General features: G+C 62.7%; 20 protein-coding genes. 13 read left to right on the top strand and 7 right to left on the bottom strand.

Annotated features, from left to right (window positions below; genetic code table 11):
• Positions 1-36: 36 nt before the first annotated feature.
• From C2L65_RS08845 to C2L65_RS08835, 3 genes are all read left to right on the top strand, one after another.
• Positions 37-1,098, top strand: coding sequence for an asparaginase (locus tag C2L65_RS08845; RefSeq protein ID WP_042310153.1), 1,062 nt, complete (start codon positions 37-39; stop codon positions 1,096-1,098).
• A 313-nt stretch (positions 1,099-1,411) separates the two neighbouring features.
• A complete protein-coding gene (locus tag C2L65_RS08840) occupies positions 1,412-2,674 on the top strand; it encodes a PQQ-dependent sugar dehydrogenase (RefSeq protein ID WP_042310155.1) in 1,263 nt (420 codons plus the stop codon).
• The gene (locus tag C2L65_RS08835) at positions 2,671-2,982 is read left to right on the top strand and encodes a c-type cytochrome (RefSeq protein WP_042310158.1); all 312 of its coding nucleotides are present in this window, start codon (positions 2,671-2,673) and stop codon (positions 2,980-2,982) included. The genes C2L65_RS08840 and C2L65_RS08835 overlap by 4 nt, the downstream gene beginning before the upstream one ends.
• 1,145 nt (positions 2,983-4,127) lie before the next feature.
• Here the strand turns inward: C2L65_RS08835 and C2L65_RS08830 are convergent.
• The 3 genes from C2L65_RS08830 to gcl all read right to left on the bottom strand — a co-directional run bounded on the left by C2L65_RS08830 (position 4,128) and on the right by gcl (position 7,775).
• Positions 4,128-5,036 (bottom strand): 2-hydroxy-3-oxopropionate reductase, encoded by a 909-nt coding sequence (locus C2L65_RS08830; protein ID WP_042310176.1) that lies wholly within the window; start codon positions 5,034-5,036, stop codon positions 4,128-4,130.
• A gap of 65 nt (positions 5,037-5,101) precedes the next feature.
• On the bottom strand, positions 5,102-5,902 hold the full coding sequence (gene hyi / locus C2L65_RS08825; RefSeq protein ID WP_042310179.1) for a hydroxypyruvate isomerase: 801 nt from the start codon (positions 5,900-5,902) through the stop codon (positions 5,102-5,104).
• A 97-nt stretch (positions 5,903-5,999) separates the two neighbouring features.
• Positions 6,000-7,775, bottom strand: coding sequence for a glyoxylate carboligase (gene gcl / locus C2L65_RS08820; protein ID WP_042310181.1), 1,776 nt, complete (start codon positions 7,773-7,775; stop codon positions 6,000-6,002).
• Between the two features lie 181 nt (positions 7,776-7,956).
• Here gcl and C2L65_RS08815 point away from each other — a divergent pair, with 181 nt between their 5' ends.
• Positions 7,957-8,868: a LysR family transcriptional regulator gene (locus tag C2L65_RS08815; protein ID WP_007745410.1), complete on the top strand. Its 912-nt coding sequence runs from the start codon at positions 7,957-7,959 to the stop codon at positions 8,866-8,868.
• 1,016 nt (positions 8,869-9,884) lie between these two features.
• Here the strand turns inward: C2L65_RS08815 and C2L65_RS08810 are convergent.
• Together C2L65_RS08810 and C2L65_RS08805 are read right to left on the bottom strand one after the other, a co-directional pair.
• Positions 9,885-10,262: a cupredoxin domain-containing protein gene (locus C2L65_RS08810; protein ID WP_042310185.1), complete on the bottom strand. Its 378-nt coding sequence runs from the start codon at positions 10,260-10,262 to the stop codon at positions 9,885-9,887.
• A gap of 13 nt (positions 10,263-10,275) precedes the next feature.
• Positions 10,276-11,169 carry a metallophosphoesterase family protein gene (locus tag C2L65_RS08805; protein ID WP_042310186.1) on the bottom strand — a complete coding sequence of 298 codons (894 nt, stop codon included), beginning with the start codon at positions 11,167-11,169 and terminating at the stop codon, positions 10,276-10,278.
• 154 nt (positions 11,170-11,323) lie between these two features.
• Between C2L65_RS08805 and C2L65_RS08800 the strand changes: the two genes are divergently transcribed.
• The 9 genes from C2L65_RS08800 to C2L65_RS08760 all read left to right on the top strand — a co-directional run bounded on the left by C2L65_RS08800 (position 11,324) and on the right by C2L65_RS08760 (position 18,158).
• Positions 11,324-12,160: an RNA polymerase sigma factor gene (locus C2L65_RS08800; protein WP_042310216.1), complete on the top strand. Its 837-nt coding sequence runs from the start codon at positions 11,324-11,326 to the stop codon at positions 12,158-12,160.
• Positions 12,150-13,100, top strand: a complete 951-nt coding sequence (locus tag C2L65_RS08795) for an anti-sigma factor family protein (protein ID WP_042310188.1) — start codon at positions 12,150-12,152, stop codon at positions 13,098-13,100. The genes C2L65_RS08800 and C2L65_RS08795 overlap by 11 nt, the downstream gene beginning before the upstream one ends.
• Positions 13,101-13,321: 221 nt before the next feature.
• On the top strand, positions 13,322-13,696 hold the full coding sequence (gene rpsF, locus C2L65_RS08790; protein WP_042310189.1) for a 30S ribosomal protein S6: 375 nt from the start codon (positions 13,322-13,324) through the stop codon (positions 13,694-13,696).
• A gap of 65 nt (positions 13,697-13,761) precedes the next feature.
• Positions 13,762-14,061 (top strand): primosomal replication protein N, encoded by a 300-nt coding sequence (priB, locus tag C2L65_RS08785; RefSeq protein ID WP_007586561.1) that lies wholly within the window; start codon positions 13,762-13,764, stop codon positions 14,059-14,061.
• Between the two features lie 2 nt (positions 14,062-14,063).
• The gene (gene rpsR / locus C2L65_RS08780) at positions 14,064-14,339 is read left to right on the top strand and encodes a 30S ribosomal protein S18 (RefSeq protein ID WP_036004965.1); all 276 of its coding nucleotides are present in this window, start codon (positions 14,064-14,066) and stop codon (positions 14,337-14,339) included.
• Positions 14,340-14,364: 25 nt separating this feature from the next.
• Entirely contained in the window at positions 14,365-14,817 is a 453-nt protein-coding gene (gene rplI / locus C2L65_RS08775) for a 50S ribosomal protein L9 (protein ID WP_042310191.1), read from the top strand.
• Between the two features lie 167 nt (positions 14,818-14,984).
• Positions 14,985-16,373 carry a replicative DNA helicase gene (locus tag C2L65_RS08770; protein WP_007735136.1) on the top strand — a complete coding sequence of 463 codons (1,389 nt, stop codon included), beginning with the start codon at positions 14,985-14,987 and terminating at the stop codon, positions 16,371-16,373.
• 148 nt (positions 16,374-16,521) lie between these two features.
• A complete protein-coding gene (locus C2L65_RS08765) occupies positions 16,522-17,148 on the top strand; it encodes a DUF47 domain-containing protein (RefSeq protein ID WP_042310193.1) in 627 nt (208 codons plus the stop codon).
• Positions 17,148-18,158: an inorganic phosphate transporter gene (locus C2L65_RS08760; protein ID WP_042310195.1), complete on the top strand. Its 1,011-nt coding sequence runs from the start codon at positions 17,148-17,150 to the stop codon at positions 18,156-18,158. Before C2L65_RS08765 ends, C2L65_RS08760 begins: the two co-directional genes overlap by 1 nt.
• A 27-nt stretch (positions 18,159-18,185) precedes the next feature.
• Here the strand turns inward: C2L65_RS08760 and C2L65_RS08755 are convergent, their stop codons facing one another.
• On the bottom strand, positions 18,186-18,992 hold the full coding sequence (locus C2L65_RS08755; protein WP_042310218.1) for an SDR family NAD(P)-dependent oxidoreductase: 807 nt from the start codon (positions 18,990-18,992) through the stop codon (positions 18,186-18,188).
• Between the two features lie 90 nt (positions 18,993-19,082).
• Entirely contained in the window at positions 19,083-20,225 is a 1,143-nt protein-coding gene (locus C2L65_RS08750; protein ID WP_042310197.1) for a C40 family peptidase, read from the bottom strand.
• Positions 20,226-20,406: the final 181 nt, after the last annotated feature.

Genomic DNA, 20,406 nt, shown 5'->3' with positions numbered 1-20,406 from the left:
CGCGCGAGCTTCATCTAGAGGCTCGCGTTTTCATCGATGGCGGCGGCGTGCGCATCGCTTACAATCGCCGCCATGAATACCTCTACTTCTGCATCGCGCGCGCTGCCGCGCATCGCCGTGCTTGCGACGGGCGGCACAATCGCGGGCGCCGCGCCCGACGCGACCAATACTTCGGGTTATCAGGCTGGCGTCGTTGGCGTCGGGCAGTTGCTTGCCGCTGTGCCGTCGCTGGCTGCTGTTGCGAACGTGCAGGCCGAACAGGTCGCGAGCGTCGACAGCAAGGACATGGCGCTCGCGTTGTGGAGCACGCTCGCGCAGCGCATCAATACGCTGCTGGCCTCCGATGAAGTCGACGGCGTAGTCGTCACGCACGGCACCGATACGCTCGAAGAAACCGCTTATCTGCTGCATTTGAGCGTCAAGAGCGACAAGCCCGTCGTGCTGACGGCGGCGATGCGGCCATCGTCGGCGTTGTCGGCCGATGGCCCGCTGAATCTGCTCAACGCCGTGATCGTCGCGGGCAACGCCAAAGCGTGCGGGCAGGGCGTGCTGGTCGCGTTCAACAACCGCATTCACAGCGCACGCGACGTCGTAAAGACGAGCACGTATGCCGTCGATGCGTTTCAGTCACCGGAAATCGGTGCGCTCGGCTGGGTGCAGGATGGGCGCGTCGAGTTTCAACGCAGCGTCGTGCGGCCGCATACGGGCGCGACACCGTTCGTGATCGATTCGAACAGCGCGGCATGGCCGTTGGTCGAAGTCGTGACGAGCTATGCGGGCGTGTCGCGCGTGGCCGTCGATGCGCTTGTTTCAGCGGGCGTGAAGGGCATCGTCGTCGCGGGCACGGGCAACGGCTCGATTCACTCGACCGTGCAGACGGCGCTCGCCGAAGCGGCGGCCAAGGGCGTCGCGATCGTGCGGTCGTCGCGTGTCGGTTCGGGGCACGTGATGCGCAATGGCGCAGCCGCCGACGATGCGCTCGGCTTCGTTACGGCAGGCGCGCTCAATCCGTACAAGGCGCGCGTGCTGCTGATGCTCGCGCTCGCGGCAGGCCATGCGACGCCGGTTGCGTTGCAACAAGTCTTCGATACGTACTGATTCCTTCCGCATCACAAGACGACGCGATCGTTCCTCGCGGATATAACGCGTCGCTCGCTGACATTCCCTCGCCTGGAAGCCTGCTTCGCGGGTGCCGCGTGGCAGGCATTCGTTCAGACGTTTGACTGAACATCGTCTATAACAGTCAATAGCCCGACGCACGGTAAGCTTTCAGATGGCATCGCAATCGGGTTCCGTTGCACTTGCAACGGCTTGCGGCGTCATCAAACGATGCACCCTTTACGTTCATGTCTTTCCCGTATCCGTCGTTGCAGGTTCAACAAACCGCATCAGAATGACAGGAGACACTCCGATGAACGCATCCCTGAAACTTTTGCCGCTCGCCATCGGCGCAGCACTTGCGGTCCTGCCCGCCGCGTACGCAGCGCAGGACAACGTGCAGACGCTGTCGAACTTCAAGACCACGGGCAACACGAAACCAGCCGAAACGGTGCCGCAGACGGGCGCGCGCGCCGACGCGCTGCGCGAGAACCTGAAGGCGATCAAGCTGCCGCCCGGCTTCAAGATCGAACTGTATGCGATCGTGCCCGAGGCGCGCGCGATGACGATCGAGCCGTCGACGGGCGTGGTGTTCGTCGGCACGCGCAAGGATCGTGTGTGGCAGGTGACGGACCGGACCAAGCGGCGCGTTGCCGACGACGTCGTGCAGTTCGCGAGTTCCGTTACGTTCAAGGTGCCCAACGGCGTGTGCTTCTCGCCGGATGGCGTGCTGTACATCGTCGAGCAGAACCGCGTGCTGGCGTTCCCCGCCGCGCAGTTCTTCGGCGAGGGCGGGCCGGACGTGGCCGCTGCTGTGGTCGTGCCGCAGGGCAAGCTGATTCCGCCGCAGTTCGAAAGCTTCAACCATGGCGCGCGTTATTGTCGTGTTGGACCTGACAAAAAGCTGTACATCGCGCTCGGCCAGCCGTGGAACGTGCCGCCCAAGGACAAGCTTGCCGAGCTCGACAAGAATGGACTCGCGGGCATCATCCGCCTCGACCAGAACGGCAAGAATCGCGAAGTGTATGCACATGGGGTGCGTAACTCAGTGGGCCTCGATTTCAATCCGAAGGACAAGTCGCTGTGGTTCACCGACAACCAGGTGGACGGCATGGGCGATGACATCCCGCCTGGCGAGCTGAATCACGCGACGAAGGCGGGCGCAAACTTCGGGTTCCCATGGTATGGGGGCGGACATGTGCGCACGGAGGAATACAAGGACCAGACGCCGCCTGCGGGCGTGGTGTTCCCGATGGTCGAGTACGCTGCGCACGCGGCGGATCTTGGCATGTCGTTCTATACGGGCAAGATGTTTCCGGAGAAGTATCAGGGCGGCATCTTTGATGCGGAGCATGGGTCGTGGAATCGCACGAAGCCGATTGGTGCGCGCATCGTGTACACGCCTGTCAAGGACGATGGCTCGGTCGGGGAGACCGAGGTTTTCGCGGAAGGTTGGTTGACGCCGAACGGTGAGTACATGGGACGTCCTGTCGATGTGCAGCAGTTGCAGGATGGGTCGTTGCTCGTGTCGGATGATTATGCTGGCGCGATTTATCGGATTTCGTACGCGAAATGAAGGGCTTTTTTGGGGTACCTCTAGTGGTTGCGTTCGTTGTTGCAGGGTTCGCCTGCGCGGCGAATGCAGCCGATGTCGCCAAGGGGCGTGCCAAGGCCGTGCAGTGCCAGGCGTGTCATGGGATGGATGGCATCGCCAAGATTCCTGAGGCGCCAAATCTGGCTGGGCAGAATGAGGACTATCTGATTAAGGCGCTGAAGGACTTCAAGTCGGGAGCGCGGCAGAATGACATGATGTCGTTGGTCGCGAAGCCTCTGTCTGATGACGATATCGCGAATCTGGCGGCTTTTTATCATAGCCTTCGGTGAGGTTTTTGTTTGTCTTCGACGTGCTGGTGTGGTGTGCCTGTTTTTGCGCTGGCATCCGGGTTACGGTGTTTGCTGCGCGAGCTCCGGCGCGGTGTGTTTGCCTTTGCGATGGCATCCGCGGTTTGGCTTCGTGCTTCAAGCGTTGCCGTTTGGTGTTTTGGCCTTTGCGCTGGCCTCCGCGTTATGCCTTCGTGCTTCAAGCGTCGCCCCTGTGCGGGGCGGCACCTACTTTTCTTTGCCGCCGCAAAGAAAAGTAGGCAAAAGAAAGCGGCTAACACCGCCAGTTCTTGTGTTTGCCTGAGGGACCCCAACCGGTCTTACGCTTCACACGGCAACACCCTTGTTCACGTGCGTTGCTAACGCTTCGAATGAACGTCTCACCCGCTTCGAATACCCGTACTCGGGCAAGCGGCAGCGAATGGTATGTGCCGCCCAGGTGGCAAACTGTGTGTAGGTTGTCGCTTCGTATAAGGTAGCGCTCTTACAGGGTGGAGCGTGCGGTATCGGTCCGAAGTGTGGCGTGTGTGGCACTACGGTCTACACACAGTTTGCCACCTGGGCGGCGGAGGAATATCTGGCACGGCGTGCTGTAACGCGGGGGTGTGAAGTGGGTGATGCGCTGGATTAGAGCGTTGGCAACGAACACGAACAAGCAGGTTGCCGTGTGAAGTGAGGGACCGGTTGGGGGCCCTCAGGCAAGAAGAAATGTTGGCGGTGTGAGCCGCTTTCTTTTGCCTACTTTTCTTTGCGGCGGCAAAGAAAAGTAGGTGCCGCCCCGCACAGGGGCAACGCATGAAGCACGCTAACAAAGCGCGGATGCCAGCGAAAAGGCAAATGCACAGGTACAACGCGCGAATGGCAAACACCGCAACGCGTATGCCAGCGCAAAAACAGGCACACCACACCAACGCGTCGCAGACAAAAAAAACCAAACCACAGCAGGACACCCGACGATGACGTCTGACCGACCAAGGCTTCCCCGTCATCGCCGGGTGCCGCTGCGGACCCCACTTGCCGCTCTCAGCCCAGAGCGACATGATTTGCCCAATCCGATGCGTGCCGCGCGCCGGACCAGGCGCCCCACTTGTGCGCCACCGTGATTCGCACACGGCAGCCGTCATTGCATTAAAGCGCTACAGGCTCGCTCAAGCCGCTTTCTGATCAGCAGCAGGCGCCTGCGCGACTTCAAAATTCGCCATGATTTCGAGCGCGCGAACCATCGCGGAGTGATCCCATGCCTTGCCGCCGTTCGCCGCGCACACGCTGAACAGTTGCTGGGCACTGGCCGTATGCGGCAACGCGATGCCAAGCTTGCGCGCGCCATCGAGCGCGAGGTTCAGGTCCTTCTGGTGCAGCTCGATCCGGAAGCCCGGGTTGAACGTGCGCTTCGTCATGCGCTCGCCATGCACTTCGAGAATCCGCGACGACGCGAAGCCACCCATCAACGCCTTGCGCACGCGCTCCGGATCGGCGCCCGAACGCGCCGCGAACAACAGCGCTTCCGCGACCGCTTCGATGTTCAGCGCGACGATGATCTGGTTTGCCACCTTGCAGGTCTGTCCCGCGCCGTTGTCGCCGATCAGCGAGATGTTCTTGCCCATCAGGTCGAACAGCGGCTTGGCCAGATCGAATGACTTTTGCGGACCACCGACCATGATCGTCAGCGTCGCATCGCGTGCGCCGATTTCGCCGCCGGAGACGGGCGCGTCGAGATAGTCGCAACCCAGTTCGTTGATCTTCTTCGCGAACGCCTGTGTGTCGAGCGGCGAGATCGAGCTCATGTCGATCACGAGCTTGCCCTTCGTCAGGCCCTTCGCAACGCCGTCATCGGCGAACAGCACGTTCGCGACGTCGGGCGTGTCGGGCACCATGATCACGACGATGTCGGCCGCCTGCGCAACAGCCGTCGAATCAGCAACCGACGTGGTCGTTTTGGCGAGATCTTCCGGCACCGGGTACGCGCCATTGACGAACAGCGTATGGCCGCCCTTGATGAGATTGCGCGCCATGTGCGCGCCCATGATGCCGAGGCCGATGAAACCGATCTTTGCCATTGAATGAGTCTCCAGTAAATAAGGTTCGAAATGTGCTCGTGTGTCGTTGCAATCAGGCGCCGATATCAGGCGGAGGCATGAGCGCGCTTCACGCCCGCGACGCTCTCCAGCCAGCCGAGGCCTTCCGCCGTCGTCGTACGCGGCTTGTACTCGCAGCCGACGTAGCCCTGATAGCCGAGCGAATCGAGCAGATCGAACAGGAACGGATAATTGATTTCGCCCGTGCCCGGTTCGTTGCGGCCCGGGTTGTCGGCGAGCTGGATGTGGGCGATCTGCGCGAAGTTCTTCTTGATCGTCGCGGCGAGTTCGCCTTCCATCCGTTGCATGTGATAGATGTCGTACTGCAGGAACAGGTTGTCGGAGCCGACGGCCTGAATCACGTCGAGACCTTCCGACGAGCGGTTCAACGCGAAGCCCGGAATGTCGTACGAGTTGCACGGCTCGACGAGCAGCCGGATGCCTTCGTTCTTCAACGCTGCAGCGGCGAAACGCAGGTTATCGACGATCGTCGCGCGCGCCTTGTCGGCATCGACGCCCTTCGGAATGCCGACGAGGCAGTTCAGTTGCGGTACCTTCAGCGCCTTCGCGTACTCGATCGCGCGGCCCACGCCTTCCTGAAACTCGCCGACGCGATCCGGCAACGAAGCGATCCCGCGTTCGCCTGCTTCCCAGTTGCCGGCGGGCAGGTTGTGCAGCACGAGCTTGAGCTTGTTCTGCGCGAGCCGCTCGGACAACTCGGCGATCTGATACGGGTACGGGAACAGAAATTCGACGGCGTCAAAGCCCGCGTCGGCGGCCGCTGCAAAGCGGTCGAGGAACGGGACTTCGTTGAACAGCATCGTGAGATTCGCGGCAAATTTCGGCATGTTGCTTTTTCTCTCTGGTCGGTCAAATTGAACAGCACGGCGCGGGCGGATGCGTTTCGCTGGAAACGCGTCCGCCCGGATGAGGCGGGTACGGCAATCAGTCGAGCAGGCTGACGGCGCTCGGCGCATCGGCGCGCGTCACGGCGAGATCCTCGAACTCGTTGATCGCGTCGATCTCGGCGCCCATCGAAATGTTCGTCACACGCTCGAGAATCACTTCGACGATCACGGGCACGTTGTACTCGGAGAGCATCGACTGCGCTTTTTCCAGCGCCGGCTTGATCTCTTCCGGCTTGAACACGCGGATCGCCTTGCAGCCGAGGCCTTCCGCCACCGCGACGTGATCGACGCCATAGCCTTCGAGTTCCGGCGCGTTGATGTTGTCGAACGCGAGCTGCACGCAGAAGTCCATGTCGAACGCGCGCTGCGCCTGGCGGATCAGGCCCAGATACGAGTTGTTCACGACCACATGCACGTACGGCAGCTTGAATTGCGCGCCCACGGCCAGTTCTTCGATCATGAACTGGAAGTCGTAGTCGCCCGACAGCGCGACGATGGGGCGCTGCGGATCAGCGGCACGCACGCCCAGCGCTGCCGGAATCGTCCAGCCGAGCGGGCCCGCCTGGCCGCAGTTGATCCAGTTGCGCGCCTTGAACACGTGCAGGAACTGCGCGGCAGCGATCTGCGACAGACCGATCGTGCTCACGTAGCACGTATCGCGGCCGAACACCTTGTTCATCTCTTCGTACACGCGCTGCGGCTTGATCGGCACGTTCTCGAAGTGCGTCTTGCGTTGCAGCGTGCGCTTGCGTTCCTGGCATTCCTCGACCCACGCGCCGCGGTCCTTCAGCTTGCCTGCAGCCTTCCATTCCTTCGCGACTTCGACGAACAGTTCGAGCGCCAGCTTCGCGTCGGACACGATGCCGAGATCCGGGCCGAACACGCGGCCGATCTGCGTCGGTTCGATATCGACGTGTACGAACTTGCGGCCCTTCGTGTACACCTCGACGCTGCCCGTGTGACGGTTCGCCCAACGGTTGCCGATGCCGAGCACGAAGTCGGAGGCGAGCATCGTCGCGTTGCCGTAGCGGTGCGACGTTTGCAGGCCGACCATGCCGGCCATCAGAGGGTGATCGTCGGGAATCGCGCCCCACGACATCAGCGTCGGGATCACGGGCACGCCGATCGTTTCGGCGAACTGCACGAGCAGATCTTCAGCGGCAGCGTTCAACACGCCGCCGCCGGAGACGATCAGCGGCTTCGCGGAGTCGTTGAGCAGCGTGAGCGCGGCTTCGATCTGCTTGCGCGTCGCGGCGGGCTTGTAGATGGGCAGCGGCTCGTAGGTCTCGATGTCGAACTCGATCTCGGCCAGCTGCACGTCGATGGGGAGGTCGACCAGCACGGGACCAGGGCGGCCCGAGCGCATCAGATGGAACGCCTGCTGGAACACCCGCGGCACCAGAGCCGGTTCGCGCACCGTGACGGCCCACTTCGTGACGGGCTTGGCGATCGATTCGATATCGACGGCCTGGAAGTCTTCCTTGTACAGACGCGCGCGCGGCGCCTGGCCGGTGATCGCGAGAATGGGGATCGAATCGGCGGAGGCGGAATAGAGGCCCGTGATCATGTCGGTGCCGGCGGGGCCCGACGTGCCGATACACACGCCGATATTGCCCGGCGCTGCTCGCGTATAGCCTTCCGCCATGTGCGATGCGCCTTCGACGTGGCGCGCCAGCACGTGACTGATGTTGCCTGCCTTGCGCATGGCCGAGTAGAACGGATTGATGGCGGCGCCCGGAACGCCGAATGCCGTGTCGATGCCTTCTTTTTCGAGCACGAGCACCGCTGCGTCGACGGCTCTCATCTTGGCCATGAATGTCTCCTGGAAGTCTGTAAAGCGGATGGGTGTTAGACACACTTTAAGACTGCATCTAAGGTTTGATAAGATCATTCACGGTCGCTTATTCCAAAACAAAAAGTATGGAATGCGGGTGGGACGCCCAGTGGGGCGCGTTGCGGCGAGAAGCCCGTGCCACAGCACCTGGAGACGAAAAATGGATCGCTTTAAACAGATTGAAACGTTCGTGCGCGTCGCGGACGCGGGCAGCCTGGCGTCGGCGGCGCTGGAAGAGGGTGTGTCGCCCGTGATTCTCGGACGCCGGATCGACGCGCTCGAAAAGCGCCTCGGCGTCAAGCTGATGTACCGTTCGACGCGCCGGCTGGTGGTCAGCGAAGAGGGCGCGGCGTTTCTCGAACGCTGCCGCGGCCTGCTCAGCGAATGGGATCAGGCGGAAAACGAGTTGATGGCGGGACGGCGTTCTGTCAACGGGCATCTGATCGTGTCGGCGCCCGCCGCGTTCGGGCGTAAACATGTTGCGCCGCTCGCGCCCGAATTTCTGAAGGACAAGCCCGAATTACAGGTTTCGTTCAATCTGACCGACCGCGTCGTCGATCTGGTGCGCGAGGGCTACGATCTGTCGATTCGCATCGGTGGCGCGGTCGATCCGAACTTTGTGGCCGTCAAGCTGGCGACGAACCGGCGCGTCGTGTGCGGGACGCCTGAGTACTTCCGCAAGCATGGCAAGCCGAAGGCGCTCGAGGATCTGCCGGCTCACAATTGCCTCGCGTTCAATCTGCAAGGCGGGCAGAACCGCGGCTGGTACTTCCGGCGCAATGGCAAGCTGACGACGGTGCGTGTCGGTGGCACGCTCGATTGCAATGATGGCGAGCTGCTGCACCGCTGGGTGTCCGAAGGGCTCGGGCTCGGCTGGCGTTCGACATGGGAAATCGATCAGCAACTCGCAAGGGGCGAGCTCGAGACCGTGCTCGATGAATATGCGCTGCCGGATTACGACATTCTTGCTGTTTATCCGCAGCAGCGGTATGTGCCTGCCAAAGTGCGGTATTTCATTGATTATCTGAAAGAGGTTTATGCGCGGCCTGATTACTGGGTCAATGCGGGGTGATTTGGTTTTTTGCCTTGCGGCGGGAGGGTTTTGGTGTTTTTTGCGGTTGGGCGTTTGTGGCGCCGCGGGCGTTGCCATTCGGTGTTCTTGCCTTTGCGGTGGCATCCGCGCTATGCCTTCGTGCTTCAGGCGTCGCCCCTGTGGCTTTGCGTTTTCACTGGCATCCGCGTTACGTTAGCGTGCTTCACGCGTTGCCCCTGTGCGGGGCGGCACCTACTTTTCTTTGCCGCCGCAAAGAAAAGTAGGCAAAAGAAAGCGGCTAACACCGCCAATTCTTCTTCCTGCCTGAGGGCCCCCAACTGGTCTTACGCTTCACACGGCAGCCTTTCTGTTTGCGTGCGTTGCCAACGCTTCGAATGAACGCTTCAGCCGCTTCGAATACCCGTACTCGGGCAAGCGGCAGCGAATGGTATGTGCCGCCCAGGTGGCAAACTGTGTGTAGGTTGTCGCGCCGTATAGCCTGGCGCGCTTACATGGAGGAACGCGTGCGCTATCGGGTCCGAAGTGAGGCGTGTGGAGCACTTGGGCCGACACACAGTTTGCCACCTGGGCGGCGGTGGACTATCTGGCAAGGCATGCTGAAACGCGGGAGCGTGAAGTGGGTGAGGCGCACCGCAAGAGCGCTGGCAACGAACTTGAACCGAGAAGTTGCCGCGTGAAGTAAGGGACCGGTTGGGGTCCCTCAGGCGGGAAGAGATGTTGGCGGTGTTAGCCGCTTTCTTTTGCCTACTTTTCTTTGCGGCGGCAAAGAAAAGTAGGTGCCGCCCCGCACAGGGGCGACGCGTGAAGCACGCTAACAAAGCGCGGATGCCAGCGCAAAGGCAAACACACCGCGCCGGAGCCCGCGCAGCAAACACCGTAACGCGGATGCCAGTGAAAAGGCAAACGCACACGGGCAACGCGTGAAGCACGAAGACAAAACGCGGATGCCAGCGAACACCAACCTTGGCAAAAACAAAACGCATCGCGGATGCCATCGAAGACCCAAGCGAACCACCTACAAAACAAACAAAGCCCTATCCAACCACAATCGTCCCACTCATCGTCTCATGCCCTGACCCACAAAAAATATCGCACAAAAAATCGACAGTCCCAGCCGGTCCAGCCTGCGCCGGCACGCGCACCACAGCCCCAGGCGGGACATCCGCCCGCACGTTGAACTGCGGAATCGCGAACCCCATCACCGTATCCAGAGCGGTCAGCTCAAACACAACATTCTCATGCGGCGCGAGCTTGATCTGATTCGGCGTGAATACGAACCTGCGCGCACTGACCTTGATGACGCGCGGCTCGGCGGCTCGCGCGTCGAAATGGCCCGCGACGGCCAGCACCGCGCCCATCGCGGCGAGCGTGAAAATGCGGCGTCGCTTCCTGTCGACGGCAAACGTCTGCATGTTGGTCTCCCCGTTATGACGTCTTGATCGGCATTTCATCGAGCGCGAGCGCGCCCGACGGCCTCGCGACCTGCACCTGCCGCCAGCCCAGCCCGCGATACGGCGCGGACGCGTCCCACGGCACCGGCAGCTTCTTGGGCTGCGACATCGCAGCCGGCAGCGGGAACATCAGCGAGCGCGCCGCGTGATGCGCAATGTTGCCCGTCACCATGTGATGCTCCTGATGGATGTGGCCATAGAACACGGTCACGTTCTTGCGCCGGCTCAACACGTCGATCACCTGCCCGCCGTCGCGCGTCGCCCAGTCCCATTGCGGCGCGAGATCGAACAGCGGCCGGTGCGTGAAGACGACGATGCGTGCGTCCTGCGGCTGTTTGTCGATATCGGCTGCAAGCCACGCGATCTGCTGCTCGCCGACGCGGCCCGCCGGGTCCGACACGTTGTCGATCGTAATGAAATGCACGCCCTTGTGATCGAACGTGTAGTGCGTCTGCCCGAAGTGCTCCTTGTACGCCGCGCCCGCGTCGAGGCTCGCGTCGTGCTCGCCCGGCATCAGGTAAAGCGGCTTCACCTTCAGTTGCGCGATGATTTCCTGAAACTGACGCATGCGTTCGTGGCGCAGCGCGGTGTCGTCGGTGGTGTGGGTCAGGTCGCCCGTGAAGATCACGAAATCGGGCGGCGATGGCAGCGCGTTGACGGCGGCAATCGCCTTCGGCAGCGTGCCTTTCGAATCGGGATTCACGCCGGGGCCTTCGAAGCCCCAATGAGCATCCGACAACTGGACGAAGTAGAAATCATCGTCGCGTCCATACGAGAAGCCGGGCAACGCCGACGCGAATGCCGCACCGCCGACGGCCGCCAGGCGCAGGAAATCGCGCCGCTTCAGACATTTCAGACTGTTTTGCATGATTCTCCTCGCGAGTGAATGACTCATTTGCGGTACTGCGAGGCCATGCTTTTTATTCCCGACTTTTTTTCGCGGCAGGCACGAAAACCGGGAATAAACTGGTTTCGAGATGGGTTTTGCAGCCGTGAAGTCTGGGCAAGCCTGGAGGCGATCGGTGAATGAGACCGGAAAACATGCTGGGGGCGACGCGCGCGCCGAGGCCGCGCGCAGTCTGCGCTTTCAGCAGATGGCGCTGCCGCATCTCGATGCCGCGTACAACCTTGCGCGGTGGCTATGCGGCAACGGACACGACGCCGACGACGTCGTGCAGGAAGCGTTCATGCGCGCTTACCGTTTCTTCGACACGTTCCACGGCGAGACCGCGCGGCCCTGGCTGCTCGCGATCGTGCGGCGCACCTGGTACACGGAATGGCGAAGGCGTTCGGGCGGCGTCAACGCGACGATCGAGTTCGACGAGAACCTCGACGACGAAACCTTCGAAGGCTGGAGCGCGAACTCGCCCGACCCCGAAGCGCTGCTGATCCGCGACGAAAACACGCGGCTCGTGCATGAGGCGCTGGAAATGCTGCCTGTCGAATATCGCGAGGTGCTGATCCTGCGCGAGCTGGAAGAGTTGAGCTACCGCGAGATCGCCACGATTGCGGATCTGCCTGTCGGCACCGTGATGTCGCGGCTCGCGCGAGGGCGACGCAAGCTCGCGACGGCGTTGACGACCTTGCAATCGAAGGGGAGCGCGCGGCCGAGAGGCGGCGCGCGCGATGGGAGCGCCGCGCAGCGCGGGCCGGACGGAGCAGACGATGTGCCGGGCGCCCGGCCAGCCATGCGCGCATCGGCCCGGACCCAGGGGCCGTCCCGTCCGGGGCACGCCAGCGGCGGAGCACCGCCCGGCGGATCGCCCGATACGCCACGTAAAACCGAAAGCGGCTGGATGCCGCACGCTCCCGGCGCGCTGCCGGGTGGACTCGCACAGGAGGCGCCAGATGGACTGTAACGAAGCACGGCCGCTTCTCGATGCGAATGCGGACCACGAACTCACGCCGCCGCAATCGCGCGACGTGCAGCGGCATATCGAAAGCTGCGAGGCATGCCGGAGGGAAAGCGAGATGGTAAGGGCAATGAAGGGCGCGGTGCGCTCGGCCAACTACTATCGCGCGCCGGATGAACTGCGCGCGAAGATCATGGCGGCGCTGCCGCCGACCGAGCTTGCCGCTTCGCAAGGGGCGGTGCGCGACAGCGAAATGCGGCCCGAGCCACGCGCGAGGCAGCGCAAAGGCTGGTTCGACTGGGTGCGGCTGCCGCAACTGCCACAGCTTCCGAAAGGCGGCGGCTTCGGGCCGCTGGCGGGCGAGGGCGCGAGCGGCGCGATGAGCGGCGGCGGATGGCACACGGGCGCGGCCTGGCGCGGCGGTCTCGCGCTCGCGTTCTGTGCGCTCGTCGCGGCGGGCATTGCGGTGTCGCTGCACCGGACGGGCGAACCGATGCCGCTGGTCGACGAAGTGGTGGCGAGCCATGTGCGCGCGCAACTGTCGGGACACGATATCGACGTGGTGTCGACGGATCAGCACACGGTCAAGCCGTGGTTCAACGGCAAGCTCGACTACGCGCCGCCTGTGGAGGATCTCAGCGCGAGCGGCTTCCCGTTGGCGGGCGGGCGGCTCGACTATGTGGGGCATCGGCGGGTGGCCGTGCTGACGTACCGGCACGCCAAGCACGTGATCGACGTCTACGTGTTCCCCGAGGACGACCGCGCGGCGGGCAAACCGGGCGCTCCGCTGATTCAGGACGGCTATGCGGTGGCGCGCTGGCGCGACGAGGGGATGATGTGGTGGGCCGTGACGGACGCCGCGCCCGAGTCGCTGACGGCGTTGCAGGCCGCGCTGACGGCCCGGCTGCATGGCGCGGAGCCGGGGGCGCCTTATTCCGGCAGTTGACGGAGACTGAAGACTATTGATGGCATTCGAAGGGCGGCTGGCGGCGTGTTTTTGTGCCGCCAGCCGCCCTAAATCATTGAAAACACGCCCGAATCCGGCGGATGCCACCTGCTTTATCTTGCAAACAGTGCCGATTCAGGTTATATTCTTCGGCTTCTCACTTGCCACACCGGTTCGACGCCCGGGTGGCTTCTATCCATAAGTCAGCACAAGGAGTGAACATGCGTCATTACGAAATCGTCTTTATCGTGCATCCCGATCAAAGCGAGCAAGTGCCCGCCATGATCGAGCGTTACAAGACCACGATCACGTCGCACGGTGGCCAGATCCACCGCATCGAAGACTGGGGCCGTCGCCAACTGGCCTACATGATCGAGAAACTCGCGAAGGCTCATTACGTCTGCATGAACATCGAATGCGACCAGGCTACGCTCGACGAACTGGAACACGCGTTCAAGTTCAACGACGCCGTTCTGCGTCACCTCATCGTCAAGATGAAGAAGGCCGAAACCGGCCCGTCGCCGATGATGAAGGAAGTGCAGCGCGAAGAAGCCAAGAAGGCGGCTGCATCGCAGCCGACGGAAGCGCAGGCTTAAAGCAGAACCATTAAGCCATCAGAGTCACGCGGCGCGCTCTCATTCAGCGTCCGTAAAAGGAAGCGATGAACCGGCTGCAACTCACGGCAAGCGTCGTCGAACGCGAAATAGTGCGGTACACCCCCGCCGGCGTTCCGATTGCAGGCTGTACGTTGCAACACCGCACGCAGGTCGTCGAAGCGGGCGTTGCCCGAACCGTCGAGCTGATCATGCAGGCGGTCGCGGCCGGTGAGGCGAGCGGCAAGCTGGAGCGGGTTGAAATGGGCGTTGAAACGCTCTTCACCGGCTTCCTGGCGAAGAAAAGCCGCAACGCGAGAACTCTGGTGTTTCACATCACAGAATTGCAGGACATTGGAAAGGACTGAACATGCCCCGCCCGACTGGTAAGAAATTCGACAAGCGTCGTCAGCAACAAAACCCGCTCTTCAAGCGCAAGAAGTTCTGCCGTTTCACGGCTGCAAATGTCGATCAGATCGACTACAAGGACATCGATACGCTGAAGGACTTCATCGGCGAAAACGGCAAGATCACGCCGGCACGTCTGACGGGTACCAAGGCCCACTATCAACGCCAGCTCGACACGGCGATCAAGCGCGCACGTTTCCTCGCGCTGATGCCGTACACCGATCAGCACAAGGCCTAACCGGACGACGTCAAGGAGCATCCGAATGCAAATCATTCTTCTCGAAAAAGTTGTGAACGTCGGCAACCTGGGCGACATCGTCAAGGTCAAGGACGGCTATGCACGTAACTTCCTGATCCCGAACAAGAAGGCACGCCGCGCAACGAAGGAAGCGATCGCTGAATTCGAAGTTCGCCGCGCAGAACTGGAAAAGGTCGCAGCTGAAAAGCTGACGGCTGCTCAGGCACAAGGTGAAAAGCTGTCGGGCCTGACGGTTCAGATCGCGCAGAAGGCTGGCGTCGACGGCCGTCTGTTCGGCTCGGTGACGAACGCCGACATCGCCGAAGCACTGGGCAAGCAAGGCTTCGCAGTTGAAAAGGCGCAAGTGCGTCTGCCGGAAGGCCCGCTGAAGATCGTTGGCGACCATCCGGTTCACGTCTCGCTGCACACGGACGTCACGGTTGACGTCACGGTGTCGGTGCTGGGCGAGCACGTCTAAGCCAGGCAGAAAATAAGATCGCCGGGACGTTGCTGGCGATAAAAGGCAGGGGCCGGGAAACCGGCCTCTGCCTTTTTTATTGTCCGAATTCGCTTTGCCGCGCGCTGCGGCGGTTCGATTTTCAGGATGCTATCCCGCCGTCCCACTTTGCCTGATAATTCCACCCCATGAACGCACCGTCGAAAGATCCTCAAATCGAGTCGCTGAAAGTCCCGCCCCATTCCATCGAGGCCGAGCAATCGGTGCTGGGCGGTCTGCTGCTCGACAACGCCGCATGGGACCGCATTGCCGACTTCCTCTCGCAAAGCGATTTCTACCGCTACGACCACCGCCTCATTTTCGAGCACATCGGCAGGCTGATCGCGTCGACGCGTCCCGCCGACGTCGTGACCGTCTATGAAGCGCTGACCACGTCGGGCAAGGCCGAAGAGGTGGGCGGGCTCGCGTATCTGAACGCGCTTGCGCAGAACACGCCGAGCGCGGCGAACATCCGGCGTTATGCGGAAATCGTGCGGGATCGTGCGGTGCTGCGCCGGCTCGTGTCGGTCGCCGACGAAATTTCCGCCGATGCCTTCAATCCGCAAGGCAAGGAAGTTCGCCAGCTGCTCGACGAAGCGGAATCGAAGGTGTTCTCGATCGCCGAAGACGGCGCGCGCGGCACGCAGGGCTTCCTCGAAATCGGGCCGCTGCTGACGCAGGTCGTCGAACGCATCGACACGCTGTACCACACGGCCAATCCGAGCGACGTGACGGGCACGCCAACGGGCTTCGTCGACCTCGACCGGATGACCTCGGGCATGCATGGCGGCGAGTTGATCATCGTGGCGGGGCGCCCGTCGATGGGTAAAACAGCGTTCTCGATGAACATCGGCGAATACGTGGCCGTCGAATACGGTTTGCCAGTCGCCGTGTTCTCGATGGAAATGCCGGGCACGCAACTGACCATGCGTATGCTTGGCTCGGTCGGCCGGCTCGACCAGCACCGCATGCGGACCGGGCGCCTGACGGACGAAGACTGGCCGAAGCTCACGCATGCCGTCCAGAAAATGAGCGAGGCGCAGCTTTTCATCGACGAAACGGGCGGCCTGAACCCGATGGAACTGCGCTCGCGCGCGCGGCGTCTGTCGCGCCAGTGCGGCAAGCTCGGCCTCATCATCATCGACTACTTGCAGCTGATGAGCGGCTCGTCGTCGGGCGAAAATCGCGCGACGGAAATTTCGGAAATCTCGCGTTCGCTGAAAAGCCTCGCCAAAGAACTCGACGTGCCCGTGATCGCGCTGTCACAGCTGAACCGCGGTCTCGAACAGCGCCCGAACAAGCGACCGATCATGTCCGATCTGCGCGAATCGGGTGCAATCGAGCAGGACGCGGACGTGATCCTGTTCATTTACCGCGACGAGGTCTACAACCCGGACAGCCCCGACAAGGGCACCGCCGAAATCATCATCGGCAAACAGCGTAACGGTCCGATCGGCCCAGTTCGGCTCACGTTCCACGGGCAATTCACGAAGTTCGACAATTTTGCGGGCGCGCAGAATTTCTACGGCAGCGAGTAGCACACTCCACGTGAACGGGGGCACCGGGTTGCGCCCGCCGTTGCGCGCGCGCACAAAACACGGCCCCGCGTCACACCCGGAATGGTCCGGAACGGTACAATATTGCGGTTTTATGACAGCACCACCGTGACCATTTTCTGGGACCCCAATGTTCGGTCGATTCATGCCCACCGAGGGCAAATTTTTTGAAATCTTCAACGCTCACGCGAAGCACATCGTCGCGGGGAGCCACGAACTCGAACTGTTGATCGACAACCTCGGCGACGCCGAGATCCACAAGCAAAACGTGCAAACGGCCGAAAAAGCGGCCGACAAACTGACGCACGAAACCATCGATCTGCTGCACAAGACTTTCATCACGCCGCTCGACCGCGACGAAATCCACAAGCTGATCACCACGATGGACGACATCCTCGACCTGATGGAGGACGTCGCCACGGCCATTTCGCTGTACGACGTGCGGGCGGTGACGTCGGAAGCGAGCCAGCTCGCGCACATTTCGACCGCTTGCTGCGAACGCGTGCAGGCGGCTGTCGCCATGCTGTCGGACATGAAGCAGGCGCGCGAGATTCTGAAGGCGTGCGAAGACATCGACCGTCTGGAATCCGACGCCGACCGCGTGCTGCGCTCGGCAATGTCGAAGCTGTTCCGCGAAGAGGACGACGTCAAGACGCTGATCAAGCTGAAGGCGATCTACGAGCTGCTCGAGTCGATCACCGACAAGTGTGAGGACGTGGCGAACATCATCGAAGGCATCGTGCTGGAAAACGCCTGATGCATTCGATACAACTCGCTATCTGGGCGGTCGCGACGCTCGTGGTCGTCGCGCTCGTTTTCGACTTCATGAACGGCTTCCACGACGCGGCGAACTCGATCGCCACCGTCGTCTCGACGGGCGTGCTGAAGCCGCAACAGGCCGTCGCGTTTGCCGCCGCGTTCAACGTCATCGCGTATTTCATCTTCCACCTGAAAGTCGCGCAGACGGTCGGCAAGGGCACGATCGACCCCGGCATCGTCGATCACTACGTCGTGTTCGGCGCGCTGGTCGGCGCGATCGGCTGGAACATCGTCACCTGGTACTACGGCATTCCGTCCAGTTCGTCGCACGCGCTGATCGGCGGGCTGGTGGGCTCGGCGCTCGCCAAATCCGGCTGGGCCGCGCTCAACTGGGACGGGCTGATGAAAACGGTCACGTTCATCATCGTGTCGCCGCTGCTCGGCTTCGTGCTCGGCTCGTTCTTCATGCTGCTGGTGTCGTGGATCTACTTCCGCACGCCGCCCAGCAAGGTCGACCGGCGTTTTCGGCGTCTGCAACTGGTGTCGGCGGGGCTGTACAGCCTCGGTCACGGCGGCAACGACGCGCAGAAAACCATCGGCATCATCTGGATGCTGCTGATCGCGACGGGCTACGCGTCGGCCGCGGCCGACGCGCCGCCGCTGTGGGTGATCGGCGGGTGTTATCTGTCGATGGGCCTCGGCACGCTGTTCGGCGGCTGGCGCATCGTGCGGACCATGGGCCAGAAGATCACGAAGCTCAAGCCTGTCGGCGGCTTCTGCGCGGAGACGGGCGGTGCGATCACGCTGTTCATCGCGTCGTTTCTCGGCATTCCCGTCTCCACGACGCATACGATCACGGGCGCAATCGTCGGCGTCGGCGCGACGCAGAAGCTGTCGGCCGTGCGCTGGGGCGTCGCCGGCAATATCGTCTGGGCGTGGGTGCTGACGATTCCCGCGTCTGCCGTGCTCGCGGCGGCCGGCTGGTGGCTCGGCCATCGCTTCCTGTAAGGCTGCTTTAAAAATGGCGCGCCGCGTTCAGATCAGCGGCGTGCTGCCTCCATCCATCGGGACGATCGCGCCCGTCACATAACTCGCGCGGCGGCTCGCCAGAAACAGAGCAACGTCGGCTATCTCCTCCGGTTTCGCGAAACGTCCGAGCGGCACGCGCGCCTCGCCGCGCGCCTGTGCTTCGGCGGTTTCGATTCCTTCGCGCGACGCTTCCAGTTGCAGGGCTTCTTCGACACGCTCCGTCAACGTCGCGCCCGGATTGATCGCGTTGATGCGGATGCCGTAGCGCGCGTAATAGTGCGCGAGGCCGACGGTGGCGAGCATCAGCGCCGCGTTGGCCGCGCCGCCCGCGATATGGATGTCGCTCGCGATCTTGCCGCCCATGCCGATGATGTTGACGATCGTTCCCGGCTCCTTCGCCGCGCCGGACTTCACGCGCTCGGCCATGCGCCTGAGCACTTCCTGCTGCGGATAGATATACGGGAAGTATTTGGCTTCCATCGTCGCCTTGAAGGCGGCGGCGTCGAGCGATTCGGGGTCGTAGCGGCGCGCGGCGCCCGCGCTGTTGATCAGGATGTCGATCGGGCCGACGGCGCTCGTCGCTTCCTCGACGACGTCGGCGGCGCTATGCGGCTCGTGCAGATCGGCGCGCGTCAGGTGTACATGCAGCCCTTCGCTCGAAAGCTGCTCGCGTGCGCGGGCGAGGTTCGCGGGATCGCGTGACACGATCGCGACTTTGGCGCCCTCCATGGCGAACGCCCGCGCACACGCGAGTCCGATGCCCTTGCTGCCGCCCGTTATCAGAACCACTTTGTCTTTGAGCCCGAGATCCATCGTCGTCACCTGCCATTGGGGAAATATCGTCAAAAGATAGCAGAGGTGCGGCGGCGCGGGTGAATCGGGCGTCAATGGCCCGTGCCTGAATCAGTAGTTGGCGAAGCCCGCGATGGGGTCGTCGTTGGTTTGCGTCGGCGCGGGAATGGGGCGCGACGCCGTCGATGCTCGCATGATCTGTACGCCGCCCGATTCGCGGCTGTCGCCGGAGAACTGCGCCTGGCGGGCCTGGCGCGCCGCTACGGCGGCGGGAGGCGGTGGTTCGTAGGCGTCGGCGGCGGCGTCGATGGCATCGGGGGCGGAAGCGGGCGATGGCGCGGCACTGTAGACGCGCGAGGGCGTGGCATCCGCGGGCGTGGAGGCGGCCGGCGAAGCGACCGGCGTCGGCGACATGGCGCCCGCTGCGCGCGCCTGCATCTGCGCGGCGCTCATGCCGGGAGGCGGCGGTTCGAATTGATCGCCCGATGCGGCCGTCGTGGCGGCTGGTGCGGCGACGCCCTGATTCGCCACGGGCGCGGGTTGAGCGCGAGTCTGCGCCACGTAAGCGCCGCGGGACGAACCGTACGCGCCGCCGCCGACGTCGGGCGCGGCCGGTTTGGGCGCTGCTTCCACCGTTGCAACGGCGGGCGCCGGAGATGCAGGCGTCGCGGCCTCATAGCTCGGTGCATCGAACGGCGTCGTCGTGGGCTTGTTCAACGCGGGCGCCACCCGGCGAATGCCGTCGAAGCGCTTCGCCCAGTAGGGATTGGTCAGATAGTCGAGCCGCACGGTGCCGCCCGTCGACGGCGCGTTCACGAAACGCAGCTTGCCGACATAAATACCGACATGCGAATGCGGCCGCCCCGTCGTGTTGAAGAAAATCAGATCGCCCGGCGCGATTTCGTCGGGTTCGATGGAATCGCCGCGTGAGCTCATATCGGCCGTCGTGCGCGGCAGGTTCACGGAAGCCGCGCGCTGCACGACGTAGTGTACGAGTCCGCTGCAATCGAAACCGCTATCCGGCGTATTGCCGCCCCAGCGATAGGGCACGCCGACGAGGCTCATCGCCTGAATGGAGATTTCCTCACGCCCGATGCTGTGATCGACGAAACGGGGGAAACCCGGTGGCGTGGTCCGATACGCGCCGCCCGACGACGCATACGATCCGCCCGAACTGCGCACGGTCTTCTGCGGCGCGCCTGAGCAGGCGGCGAGCAGGGCGACGAGCAGCAGTGACAGGGCGAGGCGAAGCATGAAAGCGAAGGCGAGCGACGACGCCCGCGGGAAACCGATGATGCCCGATGGTAGCCCGTCCGACGGGCCTCTCGCAAGAAATGTTGATGGGTTACTTGAAGTTTGCGCGCTAAATGTCAATTTTGAGCGGCGGGCGCTATGTCGATTGCATCGCAATCAGAAAAGGCGAAACACAAAGAAA

Origin of the sequence: Paraburkholderia terrae, from assembly GCF_002902925.1 — a bacterium.
Classification (GTDB): domain Bacteria; phylum Pseudomonadota; class Gammaproteobacteria; order Burkholderiales; family Burkholderiaceae; genus Paraburkholderia; species Paraburkholderia terrae.
The sequence above is the reverse complement of the archived record's forward strand: the minus strand, read 5'-3'. Positions and strand labels throughout refer to the sequence as shown.

What these genes read in the sequence shown, in the direction of transcription:
- C2L65_RS08845 (WP_042310153.1), top strand. Translation starts at nt 37, where the DNA reads ATGGCGGCGGCGTGCGCATCGCTTACAATCGCCGCCATGAATACCTCT.
- C2L65_RS08840 (WP_042310155.1), top strand. Translation starts at nt 1,412, where the DNA reads ATGAACGCATCCCTGAAACTTTTGCCGCTCGCCATCGGCGCAGCACTT.
- C2L65_RS08835 (WP_042310158.1), top strand. Translation starts at nt 2,671, where the DNA reads ATGAAGGGCTTTTTTGGGGTACCTCTAGTGGTTGCGTTCGTTGTTGCA.
- C2L65_RS08830 (WP_042310176.1), bottom strand. Translation starts at nt 5,036, where the DNA reads ATGGCAAAGATCGGTTTCATCGGCCTCGGCATCATGGGCGCGCACATG.
- hyi (WP_042310179.1), bottom strand. Translation starts at nt 5,902, where the DNA reads ATGCCGAAATTTGCCGCGAATCTCACGATGCTGTTCAACGAAGTCCCG.
- gcl (WP_042310181.1), bottom strand. Translation starts at nt 7,775, where the DNA reads ATGGCCAAGATGAGAGCCGTCGACGCAGCGGTGCTCGTGCTCGAAAAA.
- C2L65_RS08815 (WP_007745410.1), top strand. Translation starts at nt 7,957, where the DNA reads ATGGATCGCTTTAAACAGATTGAAACGTTCGTGCGCGTCGCGGACGCG.
- C2L65_RS08810 (WP_042310185.1), bottom strand. Translation starts at nt 10,262, where the DNA reads ATGCAGACGTTTGCCGTCGACAGGAAGCGACGCCGCATTTTCACGCTC.
- C2L65_RS08805 (WP_042310186.1), bottom strand. Translation starts at nt 11,169, where the DNA reads ATGCAAAACAGTCTGAAATGTCTGAAGCGGCGCGATTTCCTGCGCCTG.
- C2L65_RS08795 (WP_042310188.1), top strand. Translation starts at nt 12,150, where the DNA reads ATGGACTGTAACGAAGCACGGCCGCTTCTCGATGCGAATGCGGACCAC.
- rpsF (WP_042310189.1), top strand. Translation starts at nt 13,322, where the DNA reads ATGCGTCATTACGAAATCGTCTTTATCGTGCATCCCGATCAAAGCGAG.
- priB (WP_007586561.1), top strand. Translation starts at nt 13,762, where the DNA reads ATGAACCGGCTGCAACTCACGGCAAGCGTCGTCGAACGCGAAATAGTG.
- rpsR (WP_036004965.1), top strand. Translation starts at nt 14,064, where the DNA reads ATGCCCCGCCCGACTGGTAAGAAATTCGACAAGCGTCGTCAGCAACAA.
- rplI (WP_042310191.1), top strand. Translation starts at nt 14,365, where the DNA reads ATGCAAATCATTCTTCTCGAAAAAGTTGTGAACGTCGGCAACCTGGGC.
- C2L65_RS08770 (WP_007735136.1), top strand. Translation starts at nt 14,985, where the DNA reads ATGAACGCACCGTCGAAAGATCCTCAAATCGAGTCGCTGAAAGTCCCG.
- C2L65_RS08765 (WP_042310193.1), top strand. Translation starts at nt 16,522, where the DNA reads ATGTTCGGTCGATTCATGCCCACCGAGGGCAAATTTTTTGAAATCTTC.
- C2L65_RS08760 (WP_042310195.1), top strand. Translation starts at nt 17,148, where the DNA reads ATGCATTCGATACAACTCGCTATCTGGGCGGTCGCGACGCTCGTGGTC.
- C2L65_RS08755 (WP_042310218.1), bottom strand. Translation starts at nt 18,992, where the DNA reads ATGGATCTCGGGCTCAAAGACAAAGTGGTTCTGATAACGGGCGGCAGC.
- C2L65_RS08750 (WP_042310197.1), bottom strand. Translation starts at nt 20,225, where the DNA reads ATGCTTCGCCTCGCCCTGTCACTGCTGCTCGTCGCCCTGCTCGCCGCC.